Origin of the sequence: Bacteroides sp. 11BF (assembly GCF_019633765.1) — a bacterium.
Taxonomy (GTDB): Bacteria; Bacteroidota; Bacteroidia; order Bacteroidales; family Bacteroidaceae; genus Bacteroides; species Bacteroides hominis.
The window spans coordinates 64,792-88,860 of record NZ_JAFKPJ010000004.1 but is presented as its reverse complement, the minus strand read 5'-3'; the positions used below and the strand labels follow the sequence as shown (position 1 = coordinate 88,860).

Below are 24,069 nucleotides of genomic sequence, written 5' to 3'. Positions count from 1 at the left end.
TGTTAGTGATTCATCCTTATTCAATGATAGTGACCGGAGCTTCGTGTGCCAGATTGATGTTTCCGGTTACAATTACAGTATCTCCTTCTGTCAGTCCATCGGCAACACTATAGCTGTCAGCATTTTCCAGAGCGGTATGAATATAGTTCCACTGAGCCATCTTTCCATCTTTCAAAGTAAACACAACCTGTTTGCCCGACCGAAGCACCACTGCACTTTTAGGAATCACCAACTGCTCTCCCAACGAACGGTGCACACTGACACGCACATTCATTCCGCTAAACAGTCTGCCTGCCCCGTTCACCCGGGCTTTCACCTTCACCATTCCTTTATCGTCCACCAATGGATTGATTTCCGATATATTTCCTTCATGTACTGTCGCCGCATCAGAATAAGGTTTAATCACCACCTTATCTCCATTCTTTATTAAAGGCAACTCACTTTCCAGCACGGTAAAGTCTACTTCCATTCCCTGCATATCGATCACCGTGCAGAATATTTCCGAAGTATTCGCCAGATTATAAGGCTTCGAAAACAAGTTAGCAACTACCCCGGCAAAAGGTGCTATCAATGTAGCATGCTCTGCATTGTATTTTGCCATTTCATATTGCGATTTACTTTGGTCATAACCACTCTTCACCTTCGCCAATTTCATGGTTTCTTCAGGTACCTGACTGATATCATCTGCCGGATAACCTTGACTGATAAGCACATCACGCAACTCGAGCTCGGATTTTTTCAAAGCATCTTCTGCCTGTGACAACAGATTGTCAAGTTTGAACTTATCCAACTCTGCCAACTTTTGTCCCTTCTGCACCCGGTCTCCGTTCTTCACCCAAATATGAGCTATCACCTCACCACTTTCAAATCTCAGATCAGCCATTCCCTTGGCAGATACTTTTCCATTACTCACCAGTTCATGGTTGAATACCTGCTTCTTCAAGGTCATAACGGACACTTCATTTTTCGTGTCGGGCAACACAGTTTCCACTCCTTTTTCAGAAGCACTTTCTTTCTTCTCACCGGAACAAGCTGTCAGCATTGCCAATGCCAGGCAAAGCGTATAGAAGGGATATTGGTTTTTCATAATGTTATTAAACTTTTCTCTATTAATTATGGTTGCAAATATAGTTGGTTATTTTCTAACACACAAAATAAATGGCGGACTAAATCCTACTGGCGCACCGTCATTAAAACACTGATAATTTGCTATTTACGATTTTTACGTTACTAGCAGAGGTGGACAAAAAACATTTCACCCCGGTTAATCCGTAAAAAATCAGATAATCCTATCGCATTTCATCCTCTATTCTCACTATTATACTCATTCCTCTTCACGGTAGAAACCTGCTTATCTGATATCCTATTTCCGGAGAACAAATATAGCCGGCATTGAAACCAAAGCCGGAATGACCTCAATCGAGACCCTAAATATAATTGCTAATATTTAAAATGCCAAAAGAAAAAGCAGACTTTTTTTTGCATTTAAAACATATTAATCATTTACTTTTCTGCTTTTTACGATTTTTTCGTTACTTACATTTACAAGTAGCTTCCTAATTTCTTCTCTCATCTCTCTTACGGCAGTCGACTGCACTTTAGGTTCTTTAGTCAAGACCAATTCCGCCATTTTTTGTAATTTATCCCGTTGTAAATACTCAGGAACAGCATACAGTTTTGCCAGCAAGTAATATGGATAAATCCGGCCCGGCAATAAATGAGTGGAACGTAATAACCATTTTTCGGCTTCAGCATATTCCCCCTTTTCCTGAAAATTCTTACCAATAATATTTAGTATCATCGGATCGCAACTTCGGGTAGAAGCCTCTTTTAATAATAAAATTGAAGCATCCGCCTCCTTTAATTTATGCAAACAATGCCCGTACTCAAATAAAAAGGCCCCTCTTTTCTTCAACTTCGGATATAAACGCTCATAGCCTTCTTTGGCACTTTGATAAGCTCCTGCCTGATATAACATGCGACAATTAGCCCAGTCTTTACACTCTTTATATACGTCCGCCTGCTGCCAATAGTATCCGGAAATCCCCAATACACAGGCAAAGACCAGTTGCCAGGCAAGAAAACGATCTGCGACACAAGCCATCAATAAAACCAGTAAAGAGATAACAAAGGCGGGCAACTGCATCGGATAAGAAGAAAAAGCAAATACCAGCAACGAGATTATTCCACCACATACGCCTAAACGCTTCAAGCCGACACCTCGCCACAGGCAAAAACCAACAAAAGCCAAGAAACAGAACAAAACCGGAATTCCCCGTTCGACTGCAATCTGCAAATATTCATTAAAAGCATACTCCGGACTTCCTGCCACCAGTTCTTCACGTAGAGAATAATCTCCTTTTGCAAAGTAAGTTTCCTGAGCTGTCCCGTATGCAAGTGCAAAACTCCCTTGACCATAGCCTGTAAATGGTTTTTCCATAACAGCCTGCGTACTGATTTTCCACATGAACAATCGTCCACTGGCTGAATCTTTTTTCAGATAAAACAGACAAACTCCTCCAACCAGCACAACTATACACAAAACTGAAGCAATTGCCACCATCTTTGCTCTTTTACGCATCCATATCCTCTTCAGATGTATCAGCCAGGACTTATGTACACCATATACCCAAATACCGGAAACAATGGCAGCCAACCATGCCGAACGGCTCATACCTGCCGGAAGCACACAAAGTATAAGAAACAATACTGCCAATGCCCCATAATATCCGGTCCACTCGATCCAGTTTTTATTTATCCTTTTTCGCAATTTTAGCCATTGATCCAGACAAAGCGGAAAGACCATGGCCAGATAACCGGAATAAGGCCCCGGATTAAAAAAAGACCCGGTCAGGGAGTATAGAGAATGATGGGAAGAAGTAAAACCATAAAGTTGTCTTAATCCATAAACAGCCTCAGAAGCAGCCAACGCTATAAGACTCCAGACAACTACCTGATAAAAATCCCTCCCCATATCATACCTCTTTTTATAATAGACAAAAGCCAACAATAAAAGTCCTGTAGCAGCCCCCATAGCGGCCTTTGCCAGATAAGCCCATTGTCCGGACAGTTCACCTGCCGGAAGCATCGGATCATTTACCCATACCACAGACAGCAATGTGCACACTATCGCCAAAAGTCCCCCACGGAGTATAATATGTATATAATCTACCTTCATCTCCGTCATTTTATTTTTTTAAATACCCTATCCCAACGAATTTTTTCACGCAAAGGATCATCCGAACGCCATATCGTAAATGCTCTTCCCACAATATATGATTCGGGCAGCATGCCCCAGTAGCGGGAATCTTTTGAGTTTTCCATATTATCCCCCGATACGAAATAATAATTCTCCATAAACTTATATTCTCTTATCACACTATCGCCCAGACAAACTGAATTCCCCTTTTGTTGCAATCTCTTTTTCTGTTCCCAATGAATCAATCTTTCATAAAGTAAACGGGACAACGTATCAATCTTCACTACCTGCCCCTTTGCCGGCACCGGAAGAGGACCGAACTCCTGAATGGTCCATCCCAAACGCCCGTCCCACGGAAAAGCATCTATCACAATCCCTCGCGAATCCTCCCTTCTGACCCGAGAAATCCGATGTTGTGCCTTCACATTCCCCAAACTGTCTTTTATCCCCTTGATATGATAATATCCCCTGCGTATTTCCAACGTATCTCCCGGAAGAGCAATGCACCGCTTCACATAATACTTCATTATATCGAATCCGATACTATCACTCCCATCCTGATAAGGGAAATTAAATACAAGCACATCGTTCCTTTTAAACGAGCCAAAGCCCGGCAGACGATAGATAGGAACGTCCTCACCCCGTAACGATGCAAAGATATTGAACAGTCGTGCCCCTCCGGTCCATTTATCCACTAATATCTTATCTCCCGAAAGTAAGGCCGGTTCCATCGAGTTTGAAGGGATCTTGAAAGAAGTCAAGCAAAATACCTGTAATACCATCCAGGCTACAAAAGCCACACAAGAATAGAAACAGATATTCACAATCCAGTTTCCGATTCGTTTCACCAGTTTCACCCAAACTTCTTTCTTCATATCTACATATATATTTTAATACGATCTCCTGTCAAGAATCGAAAGTAAAAGAGACCAAATAAAATTCCCGGGTTTTAGAAAAAGCAATCCCATAAAGTTTATTAGGTTCCCGGATTGAAGCACAAATTCTCAGAATGAGGCAATCAGTATTATATTTGATTAATTCCCGACCGTTCCAATCAAAAACAGATAAGTTATTGAATAAATTGGGATTCTTGTCACCTATAAATACACTATAAACCTTTTCATCCGTGGCACATAACGCAGAGAAGCCCCAAACAGTCTCCCCTGTGCTTTGGATAGTTCCGGATAAATATTGCACAACCGGAGGATAAAATTTTCGGATTGCTTTTAATTCTATGCCTTTTGATAAATCAAATAATTCAAGGACTCCTCCATATAAAGTTCCTACAACCATTTTTTTACAATCCGGAGATACCGCAATTGCAGGCGATGACCAAACGGCACGTTCTTCCGGAGTATCTATAGGAAAATCGTTATAATCAGCCGACACTTCAGTATCGGCCAATATCTGAAAACGTTTTTGCTGATCCGACTTTGTTCCCAACTGACCATCCACCAGAAATTTATCATCCCGAAGTCCCCACACCCGGCGTACTGTAGCTCCTAAATTATAAAAAGGCTGTTCTTCTATCAATGTTCCCCAATTATCATCCTCTTTATCAAACTGATAAGTCAATAACTTCATAGAAGATTCATCATACACCGAAATGTTCTTTTCACGTGCATCATAATAGCACATGTTTGCAGTAGTCACTTCACCCGGTCCCTGTCCCCTTCTTACAAAACTTCCAAGCAATTGGCCTGTGCTCTTATCATATACTTGCAACCATGTATTATCAACCAAAGCCAATATAAAGATATAGTCCTCACTAACAGCCATATCCAAAGGATAGCTGATCAGCAGTTCGTCCGACAAACGATGAGCATGTATGTTCTTTACTTCCGGAAACGTAGGAGGTGCATAAGCACTATGTTGTTTCTGACAAGAACACAAAATAGTTATTAAACAAACATACAATAACAACTTCTTCCACATATATTAGTCAAGGCTACATATTATGATATTTTTTCTATACTCGCAAAAATAATACATTTTAAATTATAAACACATCTTATTCGTAAAAACATTACCAAATGTTTTAGATCCTGTTTAAAAATGATTGAAACAAAAGATTAAGAAGGTTTCCGTATTGTGCAATCCTGTGGTGAAAAGACACTTTCCTACAAAAAACGCATTTCGATCTTCCATCTTCCACCATTTTAAGTTTAATTCACTAATAATCAATATAATAACATGGTGGAAGATCGTGTTTTTAAGCCATTTATCTTCCACCTCCATCTTCCATCTTCCACCTCCGTTTTTAAGGAATAAATAAGCCATAAATATCTGATATGCACATACATATAGTTAGTTTCTTATCTGTTTATGTCTATTATTGTATTTTGTTTTTCTTGCTATCTTTAGTGAAAATGGTCTTTTCTTTATCCCGTCCCGCATACCTGTGCCCATGAGCCCAGGTATGCAGGCCCATAAGCCCGAGTACACAGGCCCACAAGCCCGGGTACACGGGCCCAGATAATGGTGCAGAATAAAGACGTAATATTCTTATTATAAGCGTGTTAATAAAGGAATATTTTCGATATCATTTTAGAATAATCTTCGTTGTGGATATGGATAGTTTGTTCAAAACTGTTCCCTGGCTCCAAAAAATCCCACTCTACTTTTTTAGGATTGCTAACCTGCAATACTACAGGATAACTATCAATCCGCTCATCGTTAAACAAGAAATCATTATTTTCGTCCACATATACATTTTTCTGCTGAAGCTTATCCCCCATTCTTAAACTCAGTGCTTTCAAAGATGAAATATTCGTAAAAACAAAAAAGATACTATCATTTGTATTCCTTTTCAAAAAAGCCTCTGACTCTGAAATACACCCACCACAGCCCACATTAGGTATAATCACAATATTTCCATACTATATCCAGTTTCCTCATAATTTTAATAGTTCAAATGTTTTAAAACGCATTATATCATCATCCTCTGACTCCACTTGAATGTGAAATCCATCCGGACCGACAAAACATTGATTTAATAAATAAAGTTCTTGGGGTAACATTGTTTCTCCCACAATTTGAAAGTTCTTATCTAAAATAGTCACTGACATTGGTTTGCGCAGCACCCCCTCTTTAGGATCAATACTACTGTCTGGATGTCCTGCCAAACGATAGTAAACCTCTCTATATGAGTCATAGTGAATGCATCCATAATTCAAACTATGGACATAGTGATCTCTATCGGCTTCTGGAGAAAAATGTTCGAAATCAAGACTTTTCTCAACTGGTTCAATAACGATATCTTCTTTGGTTCCGGCATAAAACTCATGATATTGCAGTGAGTCTACATGATGTACTCTTATATTATGATCGGCAGCAAAACTAATAACCAGTTCATTATTAGGAGACAAGGTATAATAAGGGAAACGATATGTAAAACTTCCTCCCCAATTTCCCGAATGATACATAGATGGATAACTATCAGAATACCTAATAGTGTTCTTCTGCAAATTATAGAAAGCCATCACAGGACGATTTGAATCATTTTCACCCTCAAATTCATAAAAAAGAGTTCCGGACAACAACAATTCATCACCTATTTTTAAAATAGGAGAATTTGTACGCGGAAACAATTCAGAAGGTGCAAAAATGGAATCTCCTTTCAAACGTCTGACAATGTCTATTCGTTTCTTATCTTTCACATGACTACTATCATTCGTCAGGTACAGATAACGTGTCATCCTATCATACAAATAAATCGAATCTTTATTCAAAAACAAGTATGAAGTAATACTGCCAACTCCATTCGAGCCCTCCTGCTCAAACTTAATCTTACCCATATTTTTCACAGTCCCGTAATCATACAGTACAATCGAGTTATCATAGTTATTTATAAACGAAAAAACCAGTTTTCCATCCATATAGATCAATTGTAAATAATCTGATAATTGAACCGTTTCACTGTCCAACGGAAAACATTTATCTTCCTTCGCTACTAATGTATAATCATCAGTTCTATGAATTACAGTTTTCTTATCCTGCTGACAAGAACCTACAACTATCCCCAATAAAACTACAAATACAAAACTCCTAATCATTATCATAATACCAATAAAATGCTATATTTATACTATACTAAATTATCAATTCCGCTCAGATTTCCTTTAACGATGCTACAATCCCTTTGACCTGTGGAAGTAACTCCAGAAACATAGAACAGGATGAGAAACTAATATAATACACGCATTTATTCCCTTGCAAATACCATTCGACTTTCTGTAGCGCTGATAATTCATTAGTTTCCGGATGGCGATCGGCTTTATAAGAAGAGACAATCATCTTTTTTCTACCATTAATCGATCTATATATAACCTTTACCCGAGTAGCATCTGCTAATGCCGAAACACTGTCCCTCTCAAATATTTCCTGATAACATTTACAGTTTTGTACTTCTATAATAGTCAAAACAGAACCACAACGATCTTTACGCTTAGAATATACCCTCATAAACTTTGTCGTTTCATACCCTTCTCTTGTACGCCTCAAAGGTTCATCACAGGAACGCACAGCAGAAGGGCGATTCCATCCTTTAGGCACTTCAATCACATACGTCTCACCACGCAAAAGATCTCCGTGGGGTTGAGAAACTTGCGCAACAACCTGAGCACAAAATAAAAAACTTAAAAGAAGCAAAGCTGTCAATTTCATAACTGGGGTAAATTGAATACATAAATATGATCTTCGTCCTCCACAAAAACGCCATAAATCTTATGTGCAACTTCATCAACAGCAAAAGTGTTAATAAAACAGTCGAGTTTATATTGTATGAGTGGTTTCCCTTCCCAATCAAAGACTTGAATATTAGGGGTTGTTTTCCTATCCTCTACATCTTCTGTTGTCATATCCAAATTTAGCGTATAAATGTAATTATCCGTCGTGTACACACATATAGGATGTATAAGCCTCATATTATCATCTACCTCCGGACATTCCTGTCCCGGGAAAAGATCTAAAATTACATCTCTTTTTAGTTTTCCATCCTGGCCATAAATTCTGAAACGGCGTATATGTTGGTAGAACGAAACGAAACAACTCTTATCAGGCTTGGCGACGGTCATCTTTATATACGCTTGATTCCTGCCCAAAACAGATCCGAAACGTTCCTCTGTTTCGGGATATTCTCCCCATGATTCATGATTTCCGTCAGGATAAAGAAACCTAAATTCTTTTTCATTCTCAAAGCCGCCATTACAACAGTAGCTGCTATCGGAAATACTTATCAAGTCATTAAAACAATTAAATCCATAATTTAAAGTCGAAGTCTGTACGGTAGCTTTATCTTTCTCAACACTAATATGTTTCAAGTTAATTCCGTCTAACATGACAAATCCATTCTTTTGATATTTCACAGGGGTAATAGAAGGGAGAACGAAATCATTCGGTCCCTGCCCCTGTGTTCCAAAACTATATTGAAAAGTCAAATCCGGCAAATGGAAGCATTGAAACATAGTATCCATTTTTTCATTGAATACTATCAGATTACTATCACATAAAACTAAACTCCGTGGATACAATAACACCGAAGGAACCTGTATTCTATCGGATTTCAAATTTATGGTATGCTCAAATTGAGCATAATGCATAATCCTATCAGATTCTATACAACTTGATACAGTTATCAATAAAATCCCCCATAAAATTCCACGAACTCTCAATCTTTTTTTCATGATAATCAAACTTTTATGTCAGCTTTACACCACAAAGTTTGAGAAAAAAAAGGGCTTTAAAGGACAATTACAGGTCAAAAAGCAGTAAATTCAGGTCATTTGAGCATTTGTATCATATCCGACAAAGAAAATCAACATAGCTTTCTTTTTATGGTCTGATATTTTCATCTTTCTACCACTTCACAAAGAAAACCTGCCGGCCCTCTTCGTTCCGAAATACAGTTTCCTCTCTTCCTCTTGATAAATTTCGGAGCCAAAGCACTGCATTTTGGGGAATATTATCATAATGCAATGTTAATTCTGTAGCCACTTGCTTACCCAACGAGATCCAACCATTAAATCCATTCTGATAATACAACTCATACTGATCTCCTAACCGAATAAAGTTATCATCGTTACGAGGCATATAGACAATCTTTCCGATCTTTTCCGCTTTCCCTAAATCAAGTGTCACAAAAGCTCCTTTTTCTTTGGTGAGAAAAAAAGTTAGCCCATCGCCATCATTCACTTTTAAACTATCGAACCGGTCATCCGCAATAAAAGTATTACTGCCACCAACAACTTTCGCAGAAAGCTTCTCTTGATCATCTGAATTTCGGAACAACTGTAGTTCAGCCAGTTGAAGCGGCTTATCGGGAGGTGATGTGTAACGAATATACCGATACTTCTTTTCCGATGGCGGATAAGCTGCCTGATAGCTTACTTTAGGAGTATCTACTATCTGATACAGCAGGCAAGCATCCGAGAAGTCCAAATGATTAGCCCCTTCTATCTTACTTCCCACCACAGCACTGAGATAATCTTTCAGATATTGCCGTAACAAGAATTTACGATTCAGATCCATACTTTCTTTTTTGGAAAAATCAGGCTTATGATACTTCACCTCTCCCTTTTCATCCACAAGAAAAGGGTATCCGGCCGCTACCCACTTCATGCCATTAAAATAAAGTGGTTGAAACAAAATGCCCGGTTCCACATTTGTAAATGTAGCTTTGTTTCCTTTCTGCGATGTAATATCTATTGGCATACACCCTTCCAACGTAAACACGCCTAAACAAATGTATTTTTTGTTAACCTGAGAATCAATTTCGATTTCAACCTGGTTTGCCGGAAAATAATCATCAGTCACATCTTTCAGATACGGATCTTTCAGTGGGAACGGAACCGACTGATCACGCCGGATACCCGATATCTTTTCCTGCTGCGCTCCAAAGCATTGCCTGTACACCTTCCCTTTTTCACGTTTATCATTTCCTCCCCGTTCCACTTTAGTCTGAATAAACCAGAAAGGTACATATCCCCCTGTTGTATCCCTCAATACATTCCAAACATGTCCGGCCCCTTTCCCAGGACCATAATGATAAATGTCTGTAGCGGCGGGAATACCCAGAGCACGTAAGACATAAACCGTAAAATCACAAGAAGCCTCACAACTTCCAACCCTATTGGCCAGCAAAAATCCTGCACCCAGATGCGGTAGTTCCAGCTCGACACTATACCTGAAATCTTTTTCCTGACGCAAATAGGCTCCCAAACAATCAGTAGCTTCCACAACATCTGTCCCTTGGTAGAGCGAATCCAATATAGATTCATAACGCTCTTTATACCAACTACGCCACTCCTCTAAAGGTTCATCCCCGACCCGATACGGTAAAATCAACTCGCAAAAATCATCAAACGGCAAATATTTATTCCAAGGTCGTTTTTCCCAAACCTCAAATGCTTGATCAATGTGATGAATCAGGAACTCAGCTCTAATTACCTTAGCATCATATACCCTTTTTAAAGTCCGATAAGAGAAATGCTCCCACTTTTTACGAGCTTCCTTATTTACCCAACCATCCGTATGTACTGTAGCCGCATGAATTGCTTTTAAAGTATCCAACTGCCACCCTTCATAACTAAAATAACGAGGCATATTTTCAATCAGAAATCGTGCGGCATCCTGTTTCAGCCCGCTATCCTTATAGTGTTCCAAAACTTTCTCAAGTTCTCCCCTATTCTCTCCGGCAAACTCCAAAGCATACTTCAGCCGCTTGTTCTCCGTACAAGAACAGCAGACAACAGCACTCAATAATCCGCAAAGCAAATAGGTCTTTATCATAATTTTCTTCTTTCCAGACATAACAAGTATATAAATTTATATACTTTATTGATTATCAAATAATTAGCAAGGCATCAATCCACAATAGCACTAATAAGATATTTATTTAAAAAAAGTTCTCATTCTATTCGAAATTTATAAAAAACAAAACGTATATCATTTTCCGTTTCCAAAGGTAACTTACGTACTCCATAGTACCAACCGTTGTTATATCCAAGAAACATAAAATAATCAGGCATATCCACATCAGCCAACATGTTTGAGTTTTGATAAAACTGTATTCCAGTTTTTCTTGTAATCCTTTCTTTCACATAAGTTCGAATTAACATGTTAGTTTCCGGTACATAATCTAATCCAGCACTTGAGCCAACAGTTTTATAATCTTTCATAAATGTCTTTCCCTCATCAAGCTCCGTAGTCTGTGTATAGTTACGATTAATATTCCTACCTTCAAACCCCATAGTATAAATAAGCTTATCCGGATATAAATACACATAAATTAACGAATCCACGTAATGATTCACATACACAGTATCTCCCTTCATTGCAAAACGAAAAGACTCAAAATGCGGTATAGGTTTTTCATGATAAATTTCAGGCATTTTCCCTGTAACACGTTCAACCATCATAGTATTTACATTTAACTCACCAAAAATATGCAATTTGTCATAACGATCTGACCCTATCTGCTTCTCTGAAACAAAACGATCTACTAAATTTACAGGGAAAATTAGAATAGAATCATTCAGATAGTAGAAATCAACTCCATAATCAGTTAAATATATCATATTATAAACTCTTGGAGACTCATAATCTTTACATATCCCATCCCAACCAAAATCAACTTTCCCATGATGAAACAATTCATGGTCCCACCGTTTAAAAGAATGGAGCATGATTGAATTATCAACAATTAAACACTGTTCTTTTTTATTACGAACAGGATAGGCAAACATAAACTCATTTAATTCTCCAGGACCATTTCCTTTTCTAAAATACTCTGCAATAGAATCTCCAGAATTAGCCTTATAGTCATAAAACTTAGAATAATATGTATCAGCAAATGTTATAATAGAATCAACCAAATAAAAATTTCCCCAACCACTAGTATAACTAGCATCAACAACTACAGAATCCAAATATATTTCTTTATTTGACAAACGTTCTCCTGAATGAAGAATATCTTCTGCTTGCCGATTACATGCAAACAAAAAGCCTACGAACAACAAAAAGATTATTTTTCTCATAACATAGATTTTAACTTTATATTAAAAAGCCGGCTTACAATGAATTGCAGCAAGTTTACCAACTACTCCTAGAAATAAACCATTGAACAAAATCGCCCCCCTTGGTTATTTGTCCACCACAACCCAATCGTCAGCCGGCAATATTTTTACCTTTATTTAGCGTCTCCTTTTATCTTCAGTTGCAAAGGCGAAGATTCCGAATTACAATAAACCGTGATTGTTTTATTAAAATGCTCCGGATGCTCAGCTTTATAAGTTACCGCTATATCTATCGATTTTCCTGATTGAACCGGTTCTTTTGAATACTCTACGGTAGTACATCCGCACGAAGTGTTGATATCATCAATCACTAATAGATTCTTACCGGTATTCTGTATAGTAAAAATACATTTTTGTTCTTTCGTAGAATCGAAAATTCCCAAATCCACTAATGTGTCTTCAAGCTCGACATCGGTCTGAGTGCGATTTTCTTTTAAATCAGCTTTACCACCGGAAATAATCTTTAAATACAAATCTTTTATTTGAGGATTTTGCACAGGATTACCCATTGCCACAACCTTATTATCTTGATTAAGTAAAAAGGTCTGGAATCTTACATCTGAAGGAAAATGATTTAATTGGTTGAAATGATCAAGAGTATCAATGCAAACCGGATAAGTAAATTTATCCATCCGCATAGTATGATATATATCTCTACCATTCTTAGGAAAAAAGAAAAACAAAAACTGCACATGCTCAGGCTGCACAGAATCCATATAGTGAATTAACTCTTTCCATTTAGATAAATGTAACTTACAACTGGTGCAACCGGCAGAATCAACATAGGCGACAATCTTATATTCGGTGTCTTTTATACGAAAATCAACATTCTCTTTACCTTGAATACTAAAATACATTTTCTTTGGAAAAACAATTTCCTTATTCATCCATTCTTTCAAAATAGACTCCGCTTGTTTCTTGTTCTCATCTTTACAAGAAAACAAAAAGGAAAAAGCTAACAATACATACAAATATTTCATAAATATCTACTAATTTATATCCAAATCGAGAAAATAAAAGGACCGCTCATGATTCGAATTAATACCACAAAAAAGATTTCGGTCGGAATCGATAAAAAAGAAAAATATCTTTTCATCCAAACGATAACGCGCTATTGGCCTGCCTTCCCAATCTACTATAACCAGACTGGATTTCTCACCTTCCGGACATAGCAAATAAATATATTTATCGGTAACAAAACAATCTCTAATAAACGTCGTCCAACGATTAGGGTCTGCATCCACAACATATTTATTAGGTGCATAATCAAGACATACATCGTGCAATAACCGAGCACCCGAATCATAAATCCGAAAACGACGGGTCCTCACATAGTTAACTAAAATGCGACTTCCATCCGGTTTTGGCCATACACCGTGCGCATAAGCAAACTTAAAGTCAAATATCGTTTTAAATCTTACCCCAGTACGTTCAGGATAATACCCTTTAGGATATAAAACATTGCTTTCAGCATCAAGCATGTAGAACTCATTTAAATTAGTATCATTATAAGAAGGATCTGTATATGCATAAGCTATATATATTTTATCATTCAATTTCTTAATGTTAGATAATCGAATTTTATTACTATCATACAGAAAATGAGTTGTCGCTTTCTGTAACAAATCCTTATCAGTTAAATGATATACACGTAACGAATCATCTTTTACTAAATAAAAGCCTTCGTTGCATTTAGCTAATATCTGTTTATATTCTGACAAGCTGCCTGTATAGCTCAAAAATCTCATTTCCGGATAAGCAAACACGGCATAAATAGAATCTGAAGTCGACGTACGAACCAATACCCGCTTATCACCATCCCACACCATACACCGTGCATTTACCTGTATAGGATCCATCTCTACTTCAGAAAGCATAACAGTAGTATCTTTCAAAAGGAAAGACGAACAATAAGTAACAGGTACATCAACCTCCGCGGGTTTACATGAGACAAAAAGTACACAAGTTATCCCAATGCCCCCAAGCCAATTTCTATAAATCATATTTCGCCAACACAAAATCAGGATTAACTCCTATCGCATACAGGGCATTGCTTCGTCCGTCAGCAGCAATACGCATTACAGGCATGCCCAAATCTACTATTTTCAGTAATTTGCCATTATAATCATATACAAAAACCGTACGGGGACATTTACTTGCATTACGTCCAACAGTCCTTTCATCCAGCGGATCAACTTCCCGGTCGCGCTCCAGAGTAACAATATACTCTTTAGTCATGCATATGTCTCTCACTCCCATCACACTACGATCAAACCTAATTGCCCCATCAACAACAGAATAGTTTTCTTTTTCAGGCATACGTTCCCATAATAACTTAAAATTGTCTCCTTCCTTTTTATATAAGGCCAAATAAGAAAAATAAAAAGGACCAAAAGCAAGCAGTCCACGATCTTTATCGTATGTTTTATAAGTACCCATATGCTGTTTCACTTCACGAACCGGATAGACTCCAAATGTAGATTCTTTCCCATTTGAACTCACCTTGAAATAATCGTTCTCGCCATTTTCTGTTTCAATCAGATACAGTTGTTTGTCCAGTTTAGCCATTTGTATATTCCGGTCAAAATCTGATAAAGACATAAAAGGTTCTTTTCCGGCAATTAAACTGTCAATAGATAAATAGCCTCTGGTTTTCCCGTTAGCATCATGAGCGGCAATACAGCGATTAATGGAAAAGCGATTGATCAAAGGACTTACAAATTCCTGCGGCCCCTCTCCCTTCTGCCCCATAGAACCGATATATTTTCCATCGGAAGAACGATGTACATGCAGAAACTTGTTATCAGAGAAAGGATCAGACCATACTAAATAATCATCTATTAGCAATAAATCACCAGGCATAGTCGTCAAAAGACTATCATTCATTACCTGGGGTTGTAAACTCATCTTATCAGGTACATCTGTGGATGTACAGGAAGTAAACACTGTTAAAACAGAAATAATATAAAAAGCAATTTTATACATAATTTTAATAAATAAAAAAGATGTGTCATAGATATTACAACTGACACATCCTTTCTGTTAAATTTTAGTTTGCATAATGACTACAACCACTTACCGTATAGCACTTATTACCAGTCACTTCTATTGCACAAGCATAAGTATAATGAATATAATCACACTTACAACATTCTTGTGACCAAGAACCCTCACAATTTCCATTTGAAAGTTCTCCATCTGCCAATGCTTCTACATTAGCCATTGCCAAATCAGATAAAATAGCATCCGCTTTTTGACTTTGATAAACATTATACCCCGTAAATGCAATAACAACTGCAACTAATAACGCTGCATAAAATTTCTTTTTCATTCTTTCAATTTTATATTGATAATAATAGTTTTATCTATGTCTCATTCTCGGAAAAGACAATCCCTCCGGCAGAAAATCTAAATGCTTCATTTATGTTTTCCATCAGTTTTTTTATTATATTTGTGCCTGTTAAACCTCCTTTTCTAAAGGTTGTCAGGAGCGGGGAAATAGCTTCCCTATCGACAAGTCGGCTTTACCCGCTCCTTTTCGAACCTGTTACACTTGACCTTAACTAAAGCGGAACTCCACAATGGGCTGGTCATTATTAACATCTGTCGCTGTAATAGTCTTATTTTTTTCATCTACATGGAAACCTGTGATATAACGATCTAAGGTGTATTTACACAAAGGTTCACCCTCAAGATTAAATACATAAATATACTGTCCACCGTCTGTAGCTCTTCCCTCCTTTTGGTGTTGCGCCATGATCTCTTTAAATGTGCGTCCATGAAAAATAGCGTAAATAGCATCATCTGTAACCTGTACATCCGAGAATCCCATGATCCCGTCAGGAATTGCATAGCCACCTGCCAACTTAAATTCCGGCTCCCCTTTTGGACCTTGACAGACTTTATGAGAACCATTTTGAAGATTATAAATTTCAAGAATCTCTCCTAATTGAGTAGCGGCAATCAACACACCATTGTGAGGATTGTAGTCGATAAAACTACGCCAAGCTTGTGCCAAAGCCGGACGAGCTTCCTTCAAGGCTTCTTCATTGGAAGAAGGAATTGTTCCACTTTTCTTCAAGAACTTTCCCTGCCGGTTCACCCAGCAAAAACGACTATCTCCCGAATAGTCGGGAATTAGAAAAGTAGTATCATTGAATGCAACAAAATCGAGAGCACGCAGAATGCTGTCTTTATCGAAAGAGATCGCTTCTGCACGCAGAAGCGAATCTCTATCCGAAACAAACTCAAACCTAGTTAACTCGCCTTTGTTGGCATCTAAAGTCCAATACGAACCATCTATACATTTCACTGTTTCTACTGAAAGCATCTCTTCCGGTGAATCTCCCCGCCTGCCAAACGAAGACAGATAGTGGAAATCAGGGTAATGAAAAAGATGACAATACACATCACTACCATGTAAATCCAAGACGACCGCCTGATCACCGGATACATGAATCCGAAACGGATAACGCATATAAACTGAATCAAGCTGAATGACCTTGGAGTGTAGTGTCTCTTCTTTCGGAAAAGAAGCATATAACATCCTATCTTTTGGAGAATCTGAAGTACATGCAGTAAACGTCAACAGAAAAACGAGAAATGTCAGATAGTATCTCATAGGTCTTAATTAATAATAATATAGTACTTTGGATCCGTCATTGGGACAAACCACTGAACCATATCCGACACACATAGCGGGGGAAGTACCTTCTCCTGTCGCCAATGCCTCTATGTTCATCATTACTAATGATGAAGGATCTTCTCTCTTTTCTCTTATAAATATAGAGACTACAACTACTGTAATAACGACTAATACTGCTAAAATCTTTATTTTCATTTCGCCAATAATTTAATAAATATCAGCAAAGATAAGCGAGCAAATAGAAGCGCACAAATATTCTACGTCAACACTTTTATTGATAACGTCATTTTATTTAATGACGTCTAAATATCAATATATTAAGTTCCAATAAAATAGCAATTGATTTTATCATTAATACGACAAACAAGGTGGTAAATTAAAACTTTTAAAGTAACTTTGCAGCACCAACACAAGATCTGACAATATGAATAAAAGAATATTTTTAGTAATCGGGGTCATCATACTTTTTATTATGATTGCTATAGGTGTTTCAACCTATACAATCATCCACTCTCTTATTCAGAAAGAAAAAGAAACTTTCAGGCCACAAGTCGAAAATGTTCTGAAAGAAGCAGTTATTAACAATACAATTCAGAAGAGCAAATATTTACCTTTAAACGGTTTTAATAACTCACCCAACAAGATAGGCATGTACGAAACTCGTACTTTCTGCTCAAAAGATACCCTGTTTACCTATCAACATAAAATACAGGACATGGATACTGAAATATTCTTCGCACGCCAATTAGGCTTACTTATGATGGACAGTTTACAGAGTACTGACATACAGAACTTAACAGTTGAAAATTTAGACAAAAATGGGATAAAAGGGTATATCAATACCGGTATTATTGTTTCCAAACATTTACAGAGAGAAATATGGAGTCAGCCCCCAAGTAGTATCCCCCACAATGCAGAAATGATTATCTATCGTTTAGAAAATGAAATTGTCAATGTAGATTACATCATGTATATCGACTATAGTTTCTCAACTTTGTGGAAGCGAATGCCTAAAACCAATATCTACATCAATTTAATAGTGGAACTGATTCTCATCTACATCATCATTCTGTTTATACGGTATCATAGGAAGTATCGAAAAAAGACATCAGTACCAGCAGCCGATACAGCAGAGCCTGCACCTCATATCATCGAAACCATACCAGTCGGCAGTAGTGTAGAAACAGAAAAGCAAACTAATTCTACCATAAAAGAAGAGTTATCATTAAAGGATCAATTTGTTTTTGAAAAAGATTTTGTCTTATTCAAAAACCATCCGATCAAAATGCCTAATCAGCAACAAAAAATATTAACTTTTTTCTTAAACAGTCCAAATTACAGAATAAATAAAAGTGATTTAAAGAAAGAATTCTGGCCTCAAAATGCTGATCCAACCAATAATATGACAAGTGCCATCAACAAATTAAAAAGAATTTTGGAAGAAATAGGCAGCAAATATACGATCATAACAGATAAAAAAAACGAAGAATGTTATATATTGGTAGATGACAAAACCACATAAAAACAGGAAGTTAACATTGTAACTTTACGAAGTTAACATCGTAATTGCAAGAAGTTAACTTCTTGTAGACTATCTTATTAATTTCTTCCTCTCCATAAGAACCCTAAAAGCACACAGAATAAAAAATGTGCGAGATACATCACGCACCCCGCACACAGCAACCATTTAAGTATTAAACAATTAAACTAAAAACATATGATAGTACTATATAAAAAAACAAGTCCCAATCCAGTGTTACATCAATGTTAACACCGAGATGAAACTACTCTTAGAATCTTCTCACACATATGCTCATTCTCCTGTAGGAGTTTATTAGAGCAACTTTTCAACTCAGACTGCTCCATTTCAAATGCCCTATTTATCGCAATAGATAAATCATATAATGGAAAATACCCTCTATCACTCTGAACAGGTTTTGCAGTAAAACCGGCAACATATTGACTCATAAACGTAGCATCAGTAACTAAACCATTCCAACCATAAGAATCAACAATAATCACAGGCTTATAATTTAAAACAGCTTGAGCAGCGAAAAGTCCATCACTTATGATTAAATCAGCTTTCGAAGCATGCTCCATCACTTCGGAGGTCTGGCATAGCTGCGCTTGGAAGGTTTGTACAACCCGAGTGAAATCACGTAATTTCAAATCGACTACAGACGCAGTACTCCACGTGGAATATCCTTTCAACAGAGCTAAAACTCTCAATATGGGATGAAACTCATTAACCCAAATCAAAATAGATTTCTTCTCATTATCATTCACATTATTCGTCCATCTATCACGAGAGGGCAACAAACAAACATCACCCATTAATTCATTGACTGACAATAAATTACTTTGCAAATTCATTTCTTTAATACGAACATACTCTTCATCTTTAAAAGCGATAATCAAAGGATAATTTACCCACTCTTGTTCACTTACTTCCGATGTATAGCTCACGTCATACCCCGCACCTTTCAATAAAGAAACCAAGGCTTCCTGATTACCTAGTTGCGTATACGTTCTGTCGCATGTTGATAATAAAATTCTCTTCATTATAATAACTATTCTACAATAAACTGCCCATATACATACCCACCAGCTGCATTGGTAAATTCAAGCACATAAGTTCCCGGAGTTAAATCAACAATAGAGAACGAAGTAACCTGACCAGCAACAGTTACATCCATAGAAGACGAATAAACTTCTTTTTTAGCATCAGTAATTTCTTTCACTGCAATATCTACATTACCTATAGCCTTTGAGAACTTAATAAATAAGGTAGAACCATCGATATCTGCAGAAATAGGAATAAGTGGATTGATAGAACGATTTCCTTCCTCAATAATTTCCCCATCCAAGATAATAGGTCTACGAAGAACTTCATTTGACATAGCATACATGGATTGTCCAATGAACAATGCCACAATCAATGATAAAATAACACGCAATTTCATATTTTATTTGTTTTGGTTTCGTCAAATATAGCGCATTTGGCTAAGATAGCAAAACAAATCACCCGGACAAATACAGCAAGGGTTAATATCACATAAAGCACTATATATAAACAATTTGCACAAACAAGTAGAGGTATATACCCGGACAACCAACATAAAATTAAACTAATATTTCTGCAGGAAATCATCCAAATCATCGGATACTGATAAATTTAATCGTTTTTTTAAACGTCCTTTAGCTTTTGTCACCGACTCAGAAGTCGTTAGAAAAGCGAGTCCCAAAACTTCATGTGTAATGCCAAATTTCAACAAGCAACAAATTTCGATATCATGCTTAGTCAAATTAGGAAATTCCTTTTTAATACGTATAATGAAATCATCGTGTAAAGCATTGGAAAGATGAAATAACTTATCCCAATCACCATCCAAAAGTTGTTTTTTATCAGAGGCATTTTCCATGTCCTCTTTCTTTCTCAACATTAGTAGTATACGAAGTCCTTGCATGTAGATAGCATAAAGATCACCATCATCACTATCTGGTATATTCCCCTTCTTCTCAACTAAATGAACAGATAATGTTCTATTCTGATCTTCAAGAACAGACACTTTTCCTTGTAATTCTCCTATCTGATTTCTATAATCTCGTAATGTTTCTTTTTGTAAGTTTCTATAACTATGTATTTGCTCTTGATACATTTCTATCTCGGTAGCATTCTGACGAATCCTTTGGCTAATATCTCTGATTAACTTCTGATTAGTTCGATATTTATAATAAATATATACAATAACCAATATAGCAATAAAGCCTATAAACGAACCGATTAAGAGAATGTTCTTTTTCTCAATGCTGGCTTGTAAACTTTCTTTCTGCCATTTTTCACTATCATATTTACTTTGCAAATCAGCCATAGTATTCCGAGTATCTATATCTTGAGTTAGTAATTGTAATGAATCAGCTATATCTTTATAACCAATGGCTCCTTTAAAATTATTCAATTCTTTTTCCAAATCATATAAACATTCACATGCATCTCTTTTTATAATAAGATTAGAACTTCTAAGACACAATACTAGATATTTCTCTGCATCTTTCAATCTATTCATATATAAATACAGATTTCCCAAAGCCAAATATCCTGAATATAATTTTCCCTGATCTTTTTCTTTTTCTATAAAAGATAAGAAATATTGTTCTGCACCGGCATAATCCTTCGCAGAACGATGAATTACTCCTAATTCTAAAAGTATTGATCCCACAACGGAAGATTTCTTAAGATTTGATATATACAATGCTTTATCATAATAATGGTAAGCACTATCAATTTGATTTTTATATAAAAATCCCCTACCCAAATTCCTATAAGCATAAATCATATATAAAGAATCTGGTATCGAAGCATAATAATCAAAGGACTCTTTATAATCATTTAGAGCTGTATCAAGCAATTTTTGCCTACGATTTAAGTCTCCAATCTTTTCAGTCACAAGTCCCAGCAACTTAAACTGCTTAGTATTTTGAAGTACATCTTTCGCCTTTAAATAAAATTTCATAGCGTCTTCCACTTTATCAAGACTTTCCATCACTCTTCCATAATAATAGAAAGCTTTTCCTTTGGATACAATATCTTCAGTATAAGAGCCATAATAACCAACCGCAAATTTAATGAGGGAATCCGAAGTAAATTTCATGTAATTCTTGTCCATAGCCTGAGTCATTAGTAGGCTATAATCTGCTTGAGCTTTGCCATGAAGGCTTTCAGGAGTTGGAATGTGCTTTAAAATAGTCATAGCACTATCCGGATCAGATTCCATTATTCTCTCAGCTTGGGACAATGATAATACAACTGTATCCGGCGTCGAATGACATGATACAACCAAAAGATCAAATAAAACAACAAAAAGATAACCAAATCGTAAGTGCGTGTTCATTTTCATTAAGTTTTTCGCAAAAATACGGAAAAAACTTAAAGTTTAACGATTTAAAGTTGCATTTTGTTCCATGCGCTGATGCTCTTCAATCAGCTCCATGTTTGATTTCGCTTTTGTAATAAAATCTTTTACTAATTTATTATTTTTAAAAGAATAAGGAGCATCTTTCATGATGTCCTCAATTTGGGGAGTCATAACCGGATAAGGCAAAGTACTGCAAAGCATCATAAATACACTTGGACCTAAAACCGTTTCGTAATTATCGGAAATAAATTTTTTGATAAAACCATTCATATCCTGCATCAACGAATCACCTTCATGAGTCAGTTGTTCATGAATATCTGCCAAGTCAGCACCATCCATCACCATGCGTGCCTCTTTACGTTGCAACTCTTCTATCTGGATATCTAATGAGTTCTTTTTATCAATAAAAGCATAAAGTGCATTGTTCAAGGAGGTGCCTTTCGCAACCAATTCAGTATTTGTAATTGAAACTTGAATATTACCTTTTTCAATTACCAAAGGCATGATACTCTCGTCGCCAATATAAAGTGTAGCCATCACTACTGAATCCACTTTGCCTTTCATCGAAAACAATCCATGTATCACTTCTGCAGAATCAATATTAAGCCACTCACCGTTCTGAAGCACTTTAATAAAAAGCATCTTACCATCCAGACTGGTTACAGAAGAGGCGCCTTCAATCTTATACTTACGACTACAAGAAGTGAAAACAAAAAGCAAAAGTAAAAAAGGCAATACTTTATTCATAGGATACACAACTTTTTCGGTGACAAAGGTACAACGGATTCGTAAGCAAATGAAACATTTTATCAATATTTAAAACTTGTAAGACTCTTTTCTTTAATAATCCTTATAAACATCTATATAAGGACGGATTTTTCATTTACTTTATCTAAATTTGCACTTTCGGAGTTGACAAATAGTCAATGAGTTATTGAATTAGTCAGCCCGTTAACCCGTAAAATTGTAATCGTATAATATAGAAAATGTCTACTACCTACGCACCCTTTGCCAAGCCGCTATACGTAATGCTCAAGCCCGTAGGGGCTGTATGCAACCTTGCATGTGATTATTGTTATTATCTGGAAAAGTCCAGACTTTATCAAGAAAATCCCAAACATGTGATGAGTGATGAATTACTCGAAAAGTTCATCGAACAATACATCAATTCGCAAACTATGCCGCAGGTACTCTTCACCTGGCACGGAGGAGAAACATTGATGCGTCCACTCTCTTTCTATAAGAAAGCGATGGAACTGCAAAAAAAATATGCTCGCGGAAGAAGTATAGACAACTGTATACAGACCAACGGTACCATGCTAACCGACGAGTGGTGCGATTTTTTTCGTGAGAACAATTGGTTGGTAGGAGTTTCGATAGATGGGCCTCAGGAATTTCACGACGAATACCGAAAGAACAAACTTGGAAAGCCATCGTTTGTGAAAGTCATGAATGGTATCAATCTTTTAAAAAAGCATGGAGTAGAATGGAATGCCATGGCGGTAGTGAATGATTTTAATGCAGACTATCCGCTCGACTTTTATCATTTTTTCAAGGAGTTAGATTGCCATTATATTCAGTTTGCCCCAATAGTGGAACGAATTTTTCCCCATAAAGACGGACGCCATCTGGCATCCCTGACACAACGGGAAGATGGAAAAATAGCTGAATTCTCCGTTACTCCTGAACAATGGGGAAACTTTCTCTGTACACTTTTCGACGAGTGGGTGAAAGAAGATGTAGGTAACTATTATATCCAACTTTTCGACTCTACGCTTGCCAACTGGGTAGGAGAACAACCGGGTGTCTGTTCTATGGCAAAAACTTGCGGACATGCCGGTGTAATGGAGTTCAATGGCGATGTATATTCATGTGACCATTTTGTGTTTCCGGAATTCAAATTGGGAAACATTTACAATCAGACTCTGGTAGAAATGATGTACAGCGAACGCCAGACGTCTTTCGGACAAATGAAACAGAATTCACTGCCCACCCAATGTAAGGAATGCGAATTTCTGTTTGCCTGCAATGGTGAATGCCCTAAGAATCGTTTCAGCCGTACAGCAAACGGCGAACCGGGGCTCAACTACCTGTGCAAAGGATATCATCAGTTCTTCAAACATGTGGCTCCTTACATGGACTTTATGAAAAATGAACTAATGAACCAACGTCCGCCCGCTAATGTGATGGACGCTATCAAAGGAAACAAATTGATCATAGATTAAAATAGAAAAG

At 36.9% G+C, this 24,069-nt stretch carries 22 protein-coding genes; 2 read left to right on the top strand and 20 right to left on the bottom strand.

Annotated elements, in window-relative coordinates; translation table 11 throughout:
- Positions 1-16: 16 nt before the first annotated feature.
- From JZY04_RS05305 to JZY04_RS05230, 16 genes are all read right to left on the bottom strand, one after another.
- A complete protein-coding gene (locus JZY04_RS05305) occupies positions 17-1,087 on the bottom strand; it encodes an efflux RND transporter periplasmic adaptor subunit (protein WP_005780239.1) in 1,071 nt (356 codons plus the stop codon).
- A 408-nt stretch (positions 1,088-1,495) separates the two neighbouring features.
- Positions 1,496-3,187 (bottom strand): O-antigen ligase family protein, encoded by a 1,692-nt coding sequence (locus JZY04_RS05300; protein WP_122141799.1) that lies wholly within the window; start codon positions 3,185-3,187, stop codon positions 1,496-1,498.
- On the bottom strand, positions 3,184-4,074 hold the full coding sequence (gene lepB / locus JZY04_RS05295) for a signal peptidase I (protein ID WP_122141800.1): 891 nt from the start codon (positions 4,072-4,074) through the stop codon (positions 3,184-3,186). The genes JZY04_RS05300 and lepB overlap by 4 nt, the downstream gene beginning before the upstream one ends.
- 31 nt (positions 4,075-4,105) lie before the next feature.
- The gene (locus JZY04_RS05290; RefSeq protein ID WP_122141801.1) at positions 4,106-5,134 is read right to left on the bottom strand and encodes a BF3164 family lipoprotein; all 1,029 of its coding nucleotides are present in this window, start codon (positions 5,132-5,134) and stop codon (positions 4,106-4,108) included.
- 584 nt (positions 5,135-5,718) lie between these two features.
- Positions 5,719-6,066, bottom strand: a complete 348-nt coding sequence (locus JZY04_RS05285) for a hypothetical protein (RefSeq protein WP_250706959.1) — start codon at positions 6,064-6,066, stop codon at positions 5,719-5,721.
- Between the two features lie 27 nt (positions 6,067-6,093).
- Positions 6,094-7,254 (bottom strand): DUF4221 family protein, encoded by a 1,161-nt coding sequence (locus tag JZY04_RS05280; RefSeq protein ID WP_005807401.1) that lies wholly within the window; start codon positions 7,252-7,254, stop codon positions 6,094-6,096.
- A 55-nt stretch (positions 7,255-7,309) separates the two neighbouring features.
- Positions 7,310-7,864, bottom strand: a complete 555-nt coding sequence (locus JZY04_RS05275; protein WP_032530590.1) for a hypothetical protein — start codon at positions 7,862-7,864, stop codon at positions 7,310-7,312.
- On the bottom strand, positions 7,861-8,871 hold the full coding sequence (locus tag JZY04_RS05270) for a BF3164 family lipoprotein (protein ID WP_032535823.1): 1,011 nt from the start codon (positions 8,869-8,871) through the stop codon (positions 7,861-7,863). Before JZY04_RS05270 ends, JZY04_RS05275 begins: the two co-directional genes overlap by 4 nt.
- 184 nt (positions 8,872-9,055) lie before the next feature.
- Positions 9,056-10,987, bottom strand: coding sequence for a transglutaminase domain-containing protein (locus JZY04_RS05265; protein WP_250706961.1), 1,932 nt, complete (start codon positions 10,985-10,987; stop codon positions 9,056-9,058).
- Positions 10,988-11,106: 119 nt separating this feature from the next.
- Entirely contained in the window at positions 11,107-12,234 is a 1,128-nt protein-coding gene (locus JZY04_RS05260) for a hypothetical protein (RefSeq protein ID WP_032542526.1), read from the bottom strand.
- Positions 12,235-12,386: 152 nt separating this feature from the next.
- Positions 12,387-13,253: a DUF1573 domain-containing protein gene (locus JZY04_RS05255; RefSeq protein ID WP_122141803.1), complete on the bottom strand. Its 867-nt coding sequence runs from the start codon at positions 13,251-13,253 to the stop codon at positions 12,387-12,389.
- Positions 13,254-13,262: 9 nt separating this feature from the next.
- On the bottom strand, positions 13,263-14,276 hold the full coding sequence (locus JZY04_RS05250; RefSeq protein ID WP_122141804.1) for a hypothetical protein: 1,014 nt from the start codon (positions 14,274-14,276) through the stop codon (positions 13,263-13,265).
- The gene (locus tag JZY04_RS05245; protein WP_122141805.1) at positions 14,266-15,258 is read right to left on the bottom strand and encodes a BF3164 family lipoprotein; all 993 of its coding nucleotides are present in this window, start codon (positions 15,256-15,258) and stop codon (positions 14,266-14,268) included. The genes JZY04_RS05250 and JZY04_RS05245 overlap by 11 nt, the downstream gene beginning before the upstream one ends.
- Positions 15,259-15,322: 64 nt before the next feature.
- A complete protein-coding gene (locus JZY04_RS05240; protein WP_122141806.1) occupies positions 15,323-15,604 on the bottom strand; it encodes an NVEALA domain-containing protein in 282 nt (93 codons plus the stop codon).
- A gap of 228 nt (positions 15,605-15,832) precedes the next feature.
- Positions 15,833-16,894 carry a TolB-like 6-bladed beta-propeller domain-containing protein gene (locus tag JZY04_RS05235; protein WP_005807418.1) on the bottom strand — a complete coding sequence of 354 codons (1,062 nt, stop codon included), beginning with the start codon at positions 16,892-16,894 and terminating at the stop codon, positions 15,833-15,835.
- Positions 16,895-16,903: 9 nt separating this feature from the next.
- Positions 16,904-17,113, bottom strand: coding sequence for an NVEALA domain-containing protein (locus JZY04_RS05230; protein WP_005807419.1), 210 nt, complete (start codon positions 17,111-17,113; stop codon positions 16,904-16,906).
- A 229-nt stretch (positions 17,114-17,342) separates the two neighbouring features.
- Here JZY04_RS05230 and JZY04_RS05225 point away from each other — a divergent pair, with 229 nt between their 5' ends.
- The gene (locus JZY04_RS05225) at positions 17,343-18,440 is read left to right on the top strand and encodes a helix-turn-helix domain-containing protein (RefSeq protein ID WP_122141807.1); all 1,098 of its coding nucleotides are present in this window, start codon (positions 17,343-17,345) and stop codon (positions 18,438-18,440) included.
- 245 nt (positions 18,441-18,685) lie between these two features.
- Here the strand turns inward: JZY04_RS05225 and JZY04_RS05220 are convergent, their stop codons facing one another.
- The 4 genes from JZY04_RS05220 to JZY04_RS05205 form a co-directional block, all read right to left on the bottom strand.
- Complete coding sequence (locus JZY04_RS05220) at positions 18,686-19,480, bottom strand: hypothetical protein (protein WP_122141808.1); 795 nt, start codon at positions 19,478-19,480, stop codon at positions 18,686-18,688.
- Positions 19,481-19,488: 8 nt separating this feature from the next.
- Positions 19,489-19,881 (bottom strand): DUF3244 domain-containing protein, encoded by a 393-nt coding sequence (locus JZY04_RS05215; protein ID WP_122141809.1) that lies wholly within the window; start codon positions 19,879-19,881, stop codon positions 19,489-19,491.
- Between the two features lie 165 nt (positions 19,882-20,046).
- Entirely contained in the window at positions 20,047-21,810 is a 1,764-nt protein-coding gene (locus JZY04_RS05210; protein WP_122141843.1) for a hypothetical protein, read from the bottom strand.
- A gap of 42 nt (positions 21,811-21,852) precedes the next feature.
- Complete coding sequence (locus tag JZY04_RS05205; RefSeq protein ID WP_005807430.1) at positions 21,853-22,581, bottom strand: DUF4369 domain-containing protein; 729 nt, start codon at positions 22,579-22,581, stop codon at positions 21,853-21,855.
- 239 nt (positions 22,582-22,820) lie between these two features.
- Between JZY04_RS05205 and JZY04_RS05200 the strand changes: the two genes are divergently transcribed.
- Positions 22,821-24,059, top strand: coding sequence for an anaerobic sulfatase-maturation protein (locus JZY04_RS05200; protein WP_005807432.1), 1,239 nt, complete (start codon positions 22,821-22,823; stop codon positions 24,057-24,059).
- Positions 24,060-24,069: the final 10 nt, after the last annotated feature.